3 protein-coding genes are annotated in these 2,526 nt (G+C 71.6%); 1 reads left to right on the forward strand and 2 read right to left on the reverse strand.

What is annotated here, in order from left to right:
* Position 1: 1 nt before the first annotated feature.
* A complete protein-coding gene (locus tag PLL68_RS10365; protein WP_324533793.1) occupies positions 2 to 1,312 on the reverse strand; it encodes an MFS transporter in 1,311 nt (436 codons plus the stop codon).
* 30 nt (positions 1,313 to 1,342) lie between these two features.
* On the opposite strand from PLL68_RS10365, the gene PLL68_RS10370 reads away from it, so the two are divergent.
* On the forward strand, positions 1,343 to 1,963 hold the full coding sequence (locus PLL68_RS10370) for a hypothetical protein (protein ID WP_324533795.1): 621 nt from the start codon (positions 1,343 to 1,345) through the stop codon (positions 1,961 to 1,963).
* On the opposite strand, the gene PLL68_RS10375 is transcribed toward PLL68_RS10370, so the two are convergent.
* Positions 1,950 to 2,526 (reverse strand): RDD family protein (locus PLL68_RS10375; RefSeq protein WP_324533797.1); only part of this gene is annotated, 577 nt, incomplete at its 5' end. The two genes, PLL68_RS10370 and PLL68_RS10375, sit on opposite strands and share 14 nt — an antisense overlap.

Consider the following 2,526-nt stretch of genomic DNA (forward strand, 5'->3'; position numbering starts at 1 on the left):
GTCACCGGGCCACCTCCACGTCGAGTCGGTACCTGCGCAGGAACACCAAGGAGATCGCGACGAGCACGGCCGGCATCACGGTGAACCCGAGCGCGATCGCGACCTGCGCCGAATCAGGTTGGCGCGCACCGGCATCCGTCGACGACACGTAGCCGCCGATGGTGAGCACGGCGGCATACAGGAACGGGCCGATCGCGAGGCCGAGCGTCTCCCCGGCCGTCCAGACACCGGTGTACGTCCCGGCGCGGTCCTCCCCCGTCGCCGCCGTGTCGGCCGCTGCGACGTCGGGCAGCATGGCGAGCGGGAACATCTGGCACGCGGCGTACCCGATGCCGACGACGGCCACGCTGAGCGCCGCCGCGGCCAACCCCACGCGCACCGTGGCCAGCGTCGCCGCGGCCCCGACGAGGAGCAGGACCGAGCCCCACAGGTACCCCGCGCGCTTGCCGCGGGCCTCACCGACCCGCTGCCACAGCGGCGTCACGAGCAGGGCCGGCGCGACGAAGCACAGGAACAGCACGGTCGAGGCCGCTCCCCCACCGAGCAGCACGCGGGCGACGTAGTCGACCCCTGCCAGCATGGCCCCGGTCGCGAGCGCCTGGAGCACGAAGACGAGCAGCAGCGTGCGAAACGGCGGGGATGCCGCGACCACCCGCAGCTGGTCGGCCAGGCTCCCGCCGGCGGTCGCCGCACGGGACATCGGGGTGTCCCGGGTGCCGCGCCAGACCCCGACGGTGCCGAGCAGGATCAGCGCCCCGACGAACAGGCCCACCCCGCGGTAGCCCCACTCCGGACCGAGCGCGTCACGGATGATCGGCGACAACCCGCCACTGACGAGGATGGCCAGGGCCAGGATGGCCACCCGCCACGTCATCAGGCGAGTGCGCTCGTCGTAGTCCTCGGTCATCTCGGCCGGCATCGCGACGTAGGGCACCTGGAAGAAGGCGTAGGCGCTGGCGCAGACCAGGAAGGTCACGACCACCCAGGTCGCGGCCACCCCGCTCGGCGAGGTCGGCCCGGAGAAGAGCAGCACGAACGCTACGGCCAGGGCCGTGCCCGACCAGATGAGGAACGGGCGCCGCCGACCTCCGGGGTGCGTGGACCGGTCGCTGATCCGGCCGGCGATCGGGTTGAGGACGACGTCCCAGGCCTTGGGCAGGAAGACGATGAGCCCGGCCAGGCCCGCGGCGATCCCCAGCCGGTCGGTGAGGTAGGGCAGCAGGAGCAGGCCGGGCACCGTGCCGAACGACCCCGTCGCGACCGAGCCCAGACCGTAGCCGCGGCGCGCCGTCGGGGTGAGCGTCGCTGCCATGCTCGGACCCTAGTGGCGATGATGGCTCCCATGGGTGAGCGCCAGCAGTTTCGTGGGCGGATCGCCGGGGTCGGGTCGACGTCCGGCATCCGCGTCGTCGTGGGGTGGTGGCAGGAGAGCCCCTATGGCACCTTCGCCGACGCGATGGTCGAGCGGGCTGACGGCCACCGGATGCTGCTGGCACCCACCGAGCCGGTCGCCGACCTGGTGTCGACGACCTACACCTTCGACGAGGTGCGGGTCGAGCCGGTCGCCGTCACGGACCAGGTCCGACCTGGACGCTGGGAGTTCACGAGCCCGTCGCTGACCCTGACCCTCGAGGTCGGCGCTCGGATGCCGCTGGGTCACCTGCTGCGTCTCGTGCCGGCTGCCGTGTCGGCCAGCCCCGCCTTCGCGACCGCTGTCGACCCCGTCGCCAGGGTGGTCCTGCGAGGAGTGCGCACCCGTGGGCAGGCCCGCGCGGGCAGGCGCGAGTACTACGGGGCGCGCGACATGCACGCGGTGACGTCGGTGCGGGGCGTGCTCGACGGCATCCCCCTCGGCGACCTGGGGCCCGTGGACCCGCCGTGTCGCTTCGGGTTCTCCTCGACCCCGCGCGCTCCGTCGGTGACCGACGTCGTGACGACGATCGTGCAGGTCAGCGGGTCTTGATGACCTGCGTGTCAGCGAACTTGTCGTGCCAGCCGCGGAACAGCGGGGTGTCGCTGTTGATCGTGACCGCGATGAAGATGACGGCTGCCAGCTCCGCCAGCGAGCCGAAGAAGCCCACGACCGGGAGGATGCCGAGGAAACCGAGCGCGACGTAGATGTTGCGCTTGAGCGCCTGCTCCATCGTCGGGTTCTGACCAGCGAGGTTCTGCACCTTCAGGCCCACCACCATCTTGCCGACGGTCTGGCCGCGCGATGACTCGAGGAAGGCGTAGTAGGCCAGCGTGATGGCAGTGGAGATCAGCGTCGCGATGGCACTCCTGACGAAGCCGCTGTTCAGTCCGAAGGCCACGAAGAGGCCGACGACGATGTTGATGAAGAACATCACCACACCGTCGACGAGCTTGGCGAGGAAGCGCGGCAAGAGGTCCGCCGGCTGTCCGGCACTCGAGGACGAGGTGGGGAACGGTGCGGGCGGGGGCACCGGGTAGCCACCGGTCGCGCTCGGTGGGTAGGGCGCAGGCGGCGGTGGGTACGACCCGACCGGGGGTGCCGGCGGCGGGGGC

Origin of the sequence: Ornithinibacter sp. (assembly GCF_035443565.1) — a bacterium.
GTDB lineage: Bacteria > Actinomycetota > Actinomycetes > Actinomycetales > Dermatophilaceae > Fodinibacter.